Annotated in this window: 7 protein-coding genes and 1 pseudogene; 7 read left to right on the top strand and 1 reads right to left on the bottom strand. The window is 66.0% G+C overall.

The window, feature by feature from the left end; all coding sequences use genetic code 11:
- From VH499_RS24250 to VH499_RS24230, 5 genes are all read left to right on the top strand, one after another.
- On the top strand, positions 1 to 254 hold a 254-nt coding region (locus tag VH499_RS24250), incomplete at its 5' end, for a hypothetical protein (RefSeq protein WP_332055348.1).
- Between the two features lie 82 nt (positions 255 to 336).
- Entirely contained in the window at positions 337 to 843 is a 507-nt protein-coding gene (locus VH499_RS24245; RefSeq protein ID WP_332055347.1) for a copper chaperone PCu(A)C, read from the top strand.
- 31 nt (positions 844 to 874) lie between these two features.
- Complete coding sequence (locus VH499_RS24240; RefSeq protein WP_332055346.1) at positions 875 to 1,420, top strand: hypothetical protein; 546 nt, start codon at positions 875 to 877, stop codon at positions 1,418 to 1,420.
- Between the two features lie 148 nt (positions 1,421 to 1,568).
- Positions 1,569 to 2,771: a sialidase family protein gene (locus tag VH499_RS24235; protein ID WP_332055345.1), complete on the top strand. Its 1,203-nt coding sequence runs from the start codon at positions 1,569 to 1,571 to the stop codon at positions 2,769 to 2,771.
- Positions 2,768 to 3,265, top strand: a complete 498-nt coding sequence (locus VH499_RS24230; RefSeq protein ID WP_332055344.1) for a TlpA disulfide reductase family protein — start codon at positions 2,768 to 2,770, stop codon at positions 3,263 to 3,265. Before VH499_RS24235 ends, VH499_RS24230 begins: the two co-directional genes overlap by 4 nt.
- 124 nt (positions 3,266 to 3,389) lie before the next feature.
- Here the strand turns inward: VH499_RS24230 and VH499_RS24225 are convergent, their stop codons facing one another.
- Positions 3,390 to 3,605 carry a methyltransferase family protein gene (locus VH499_RS24225; protein ID WP_332055343.1) on the bottom strand — a complete coding sequence of 72 codons (216 nt, stop codon included), beginning with the start codon at positions 3,603 to 3,605 and terminating at the stop codon, positions 3,390 to 3,392.
- Between the two features lie 354 nt (positions 3,606 to 3,959).
- Here VH499_RS24225 and VH499_RS24220 point away from each other — a divergent pair, with 354 nt between their 5' ends.
- A complete protein-coding gene (locus VH499_RS24220) occupies positions 3,960 to 4,319 on the top strand; it encodes a hypothetical protein (protein ID WP_332055342.1) in 360 nt (119 codons plus the stop codon).
- A 226-nt stretch (positions 4,320 to 4,545) separates the two neighbouring features.
- A pseudogene (locus tag VH499_RS24215) lies at positions 4,546 to 4,754 on the top strand (hypothetical protein); the annotation flags it as partial.

The raw sequence follows: 4,754 nt of genomic DNA, 5'->3' as shown, positions 1-4,754 counted from the left end.
TGATCTGCTCCGGCGACGGCGCGGGCGGACACGGCTCGGCCGGAGACGACGGGTCGCTGCCGCAGCGCGGCGACGACTGTGCATCTTGTCCGCTCGCCTGCGCGGCAGCCGCACCGGCGGTCATGCCGGCAACCGCCCAGCACTCGCCGATCGTGTTTGTCGAAGGTCCGCGGCCGTTCGCTCCACGCCTGGGGCCCGCCCTTACGGGCGCCAGGCACGCGCCGCAGGAAGCGCGCGGACCTCCGCTCGGCTGACTTCCGAGACAGGTAGCTACTCTCGCTGCGCGCGTCGATGGCGCGCGGTCGGCCATTCAAAACCCAGCCCAGGAGTTGGATCATGCGCTTCAACCCGTTTGCCGCCGCCGGCCTCGTCGCCCTCGCCGTCGCCACCGCACACGCCGCCGACTACAAGGCCGGCTCCCTGGTCATTGCCGATCCTTGGTCGCGCGCCACTCCAAAAGGGGCGAGCGTCGCCGGCGGGTACATGAAGATCACCAACAACGGTAGTGCACCGGATCGGCTGATCGGCGGCTCCTCCGATGTCGCGTCGTCCTTCGAGGTGCACGAGATGAGCATGACCGGAGGCGTGGCCAAGATGCGGCCGGTGAAAGGTGGCCTTGAAATCAAACCGGGCCAGAGCGTCGAGCTGAAGCCCGGTTCGTACCACGTCATGTTCATGGGCTTGAAGAAGCCGCTCGGCGCCGGCGAGCACATCAAGGCGACACTGGTGTTCGAGAAAGCCGGCAAGGTCGACGTCGACTATGACGTGCGCGCGATGGGCGCTACCGGCGGCAAGGACGCGCCGGCCATGCCAATGCCGGGCATGCCGATGCCGGGCCATTGATGACGCTCGAATTCGCGAAAGGGTGAGACACATGCTGACATGCCGAAAATGGCTGCTTGCTGCGGCAGTGGTCGCCGCAACCGCGGTCGCGATCCCGGCGAATGCCGAGGACGTGATGAGCGCCAAGACGGCCGGAGCCTACCGGCTCGAGCTCCACGTGCTGCCGGCCGAACCGTTCTTCAGCAAGGAGGACGTCGCGGCCAAGCACGTGAAGGAGGGGATGGAGATAGAAGGAGGCGCCACGCCGGTCATGCCGGATGCGGCATCGCATCCCAATCATCATCTGGTCGTGCACGTCTTCGATAGGAAGACCCGCCAGGCCGTCACCGACGCGACCGTAACCATGAGTTTCGTGTCGCTCGATCGCAAGCGCAGTCCCGCCGCTGGGCAGATCGAGGTTCCCGTCGTCGTCATGCAGGCGATCGGCAAGGGGCCCGCCTCCACCCACTATGGCAATAACGTCACGATGCCTGCCGGGCGCTACAAGGTGACCGTCAGCGTCAATGGCAAAACGGCGGTCTTCCGCGTGACGGCATCCGACGCAGCCTCCGGAGCAATGGAGCATATGAAAATGTGACCCCTATCGGTGTTCCGGGGTCTAGCGGTCTTTTTCACCCATACGCGTTCGTCGACCTCGACCTGAAAGTTGAGCCGACAACGACAGCACGGTGCAGAGATGTCACTCGATGCTCGCAGCAATGAGGGCTTGTGCAATGGATAGACTGATGCTGAGCGGGAGTGTCGCCGCTTTGCTTTGCTGGCAGAGCCCGGCGATCGCGCAGATGTCGCACGCTCACGCGCCGACGGAGGCTTGCGCCGAGCCCACGCTCAGATGCGCTCTCAAGGTGACGCCGACCTTTGCGCCCGACGGCAGCCTGTGGCTCGCTTGGATGGCGGCGGGCAAGGTTTGGGTCGCGCACTCGCGCGATCTCGGTCGATCGTTCAGCCCGGCTGTCTCGGCCTCGGCCGAGCCGAGCAATCTCGATTGGGGCCCCGACGCCCGGCCGAAGATCGCCGTCGATCGAGACGGCCGCGCCTTCATTGCCTTCGCGGCATTCAAGGACAAGGCCTTCAACGGACGCGTCCTATACACTCGGTCGGTCGATGGCGGCCGCAGCTTTGCCGCGCCCGCCCCGATAACGGCCGATCCGGAAAGCCAGCGCTTCGAGGCGATTGCGCTCGACTCGGATGGATCGCTGTTCACCGCCTGGCTCGACAAGCGCAATCGCATCCCGGCCAAGGCCCGGAATGAAGAATATGCCGGCGCTGCGCTCGCCTTCGCCTGGTCGAACGACCATGGCGCCACCATTTCCGAAACGCATATCGCGCATGACGACACCTGCGAATGCTGCCGCCTGGGCGTCGCATTCGCCGGCCCGGGACGTCCGGTCGTCGTCTTTCGCAATATATTCGCCGGCTCGATCCGCGATCATGCCGTCACGACCTTCACCGACCGCTGGACCCCAGGGCCGGTGTACCGCGTCAGCGTCGATGATTGGAAAACGGACGTGTGCCCGCATGCCGGGCCGAGCTTGGCCCTATCGCCGGACGGCGTCTATCACGTCGCCTGGTACACCAGCGGAAGTGCCCGCAAGGGGCTGTTCTATGCATCCTCCGCCGACGGCGGGCGCAGCTTCTCGGCGCCGATGCCGATCGGGCAGGCCGATCGCAACCCGTCGCAGCCCTATCTGATCGCGACCGCAGATCGGCTGTGGCTCGCCTGGAAGGAGTTCGACGGCAACAAGACCACCGTGCCGGTCATGAAGTCGGTGGATGGGGGGCGGACCTGGTCGCCGCCGATCGTTGCCGCTGACACGGCGGACGAATCGGATCATCCCGTATTGGCGGCCGACGGCGCGCGGGCGTTTCTGTCGTGGCAAACCCGAGCCGAGGGTTATCGCCTCCTTGCCCTTGAGGATTTGCGATGAAAAAGCTGCTGCTGGCGCTGACCATTCTCCTACTTCCTCTCGCCGCGAACGGCGCGCCTGCCGATGTCGAGCTGCGTCCGTTCGTCCGCGGCAGCTGGAACGACATTCTCGAGGCCCATGGCGGTCAGCCGACCATCGTGCATTTTTGGGGTGTGACCTGCGGTCCCTGCCGCACCGAGATGCCGCAATGGGGCAAGCTGCTGCGCGAGCGGCCGGACTTGAAATTGGTCGTGATCAATGCCGATCTCGTGCCGAACGCGCCCGACGCGGTCTCCGCCATGATTGACGAAACGGGATTGGCCGGAGCCGAGAACTGGATGTTCGTCGACGGGTTTGTCGAGCGGTTGCGGTACGAGGTCGATCGAAAATGGCGTGGCGAAATCCCACGTACCATGCTCGTCGGACGCGACGGATCGATCACCACCATAGAAGGCTCCGCGGACATGAAGGCGGTGCGGAAATGGCTTGCCGATCAGACCGCTGCCGCCAAGTGAGTGGCCTCGACATGCCGAGTGGCTGCTCCTCGGTGCCGTCCTCGGGCTGGTCCACGACGCGCTGATCCGCCGCTGACGCGGCTGCCGGCCTAGCCCGAGCAACGCATGCACGAATGCGCGCGGCTCAAAGCCAGCGGCGTACGCCGGACTTATAGTCGAGATAGACTGCGCCGAACTTGCGCTCGAGATAGGCCTCCTCGCGGGCGACGACGCCGTAGCGGATGACGAGACAGAACGGCACCAGCATGGCGAGAACCCACAGGCTGTCGAAGCCGATGCCGAGGCCGGTCTGGCCCAGGAACATGCCGATATAGATCGGATTGCGCGTGAAGCGGAACATGATCTTCCGCCGCTCTCGCGAATCGTGACGAGGACGACGCGCGCCGGTTTCTTCGGGTTGCGGGGCTCCGCCCGCCGAATAGGCCGCATGGTCCTCGTGAGCCGACGTGGACGTGACGGCCGTGGGCCCTTCGAGCTTGGCTGATGGCGCCGTCAGACTTGGCAACGCGCACGCGCGTCCGCTCGCTTCGGCTGAGGCTTGCTGTTGCCGTACCATCACAGTCCACGAAGAAAACGCACTGCCATGCGGCAATGCCGATCTTCGGCCGCAATGCCCGCATGCCATGCATGGCGGCGAGGTGTTTCCGTGTTGCAGCTACTCAGAGCTCGAACAGGCGTGCGCCCGTGGATCGCCATGGTGGCGGCCTACGCGCTCGCGCTTCAGGTTCTGCTCAGCAGCGTGATGGCCGGCCACGTCATGGCCGCCGTCGATGCATCGACGGCCAACCTGTTCGTTATCTGCCACGGCAGCGGAAACGGCCCGCCGGATGATCAGGGTTTACCCGACCAGCAATCCCGGCGCGCGCCATGCGCGCTGTGCACGCTGACGCCGACGCCATGCGCGATCCTTCCGATCGACCACGACATTGCGCGAATTCCCGCTCTCGTCGTGTCCAGCGTTGCTCCCGGCAACGACGGTCGCATTTTCCAGTACGACTCGCCCACGGGCCGGTATCAGCGCGGCCCGCCGCCTCGCGTCATCATTTTCGGCTGATCCGCTCCACCGCAAGCCCGATCGGCCGGCCGCGCGCGACGGCGTGACATCGCTCGCGCACCATCATCTTCGCCATTCCCCGCGCGTGCACGCGAGTGCCGCCTCTTCCGAGCATGTTATGTCTCTCCGTCGATCGTTCAGTTCGCTCCGCACATCCACCGCCATCGTTCCGCCGGTCGCGGCGGGAGTCCTGCGGCTGAAATGGCCGCTTGCGGTAGTCCTTTCCGTGGCCGTGCTGCTCCCGATGCCGGGTCCGGCGCAGGAGTCGCCTGCACCGCCGGGCGCCGCCTCGGATGCACCCAGGTCGGATGAGCCTGGGTCGGAAGCGCCGAAGTCGGACACGCCCAAGCCCGACGCCGGGCAGCCGGCTGCGTCGAGCCCGCCGGCGGCGACGCCGTCCGGCTCGGTGCCGGTGCCCGAGGTGGTCGTGCAGGC

This window comes from Reyranella sp., from assembly GCF_036558665.1.
GTDB lineage: Bacteria > Pseudomonadota > Alphaproteobacteria > Reyranellales > Reyranellaceae > Reyranella.
The sequence above is the reverse complement of the archived record's forward strand: the minus strand, read 5'-3'. Positions and strand labels throughout refer to the sequence as shown.

Coding starts and splice junctions, on each gene's coding strand:
- VH499_RS24245 (WP_332055347.1), top strand. CDS start 337: ATGCGCTTCAACCCGTTTGCCGCCGCCGGCCTCGTCGCCCTCGCCGTC.
- VH499_RS24240 (WP_332055346.1), top strand. CDS start 875: ATGCTGACATGCCGAAAATGGCTGCTTGCTGCGGCAGTGGTCGCCGCA.
- VH499_RS24235 (WP_332055345.1), top strand. CDS start 1,569: ATGCTGAGCGGGAGTGTCGCCGCTTTGCTTTGCTGGCAGAGCCCGGCG.
- VH499_RS24230 (WP_332055344.1), top strand. CDS start 2,768: ATGAAAAAGCTGCTGCTGGCGCTGACCATTCTCCTACTTCCTCTCGCC.
- VH499_RS24225 (WP_332055343.1), bottom strand. CDS start 3,605: ATGTTCCGCTTCACGCGCAATCCGATCTATATCGGCATGTTCCTGGGC.
- VH499_RS24220 (WP_332055342.1), top strand. CDS start 3,960: ATGGTGGCGGCCTACGCGCTCGCGCTTCAGGTTCTGCTCAGCAGCGTG.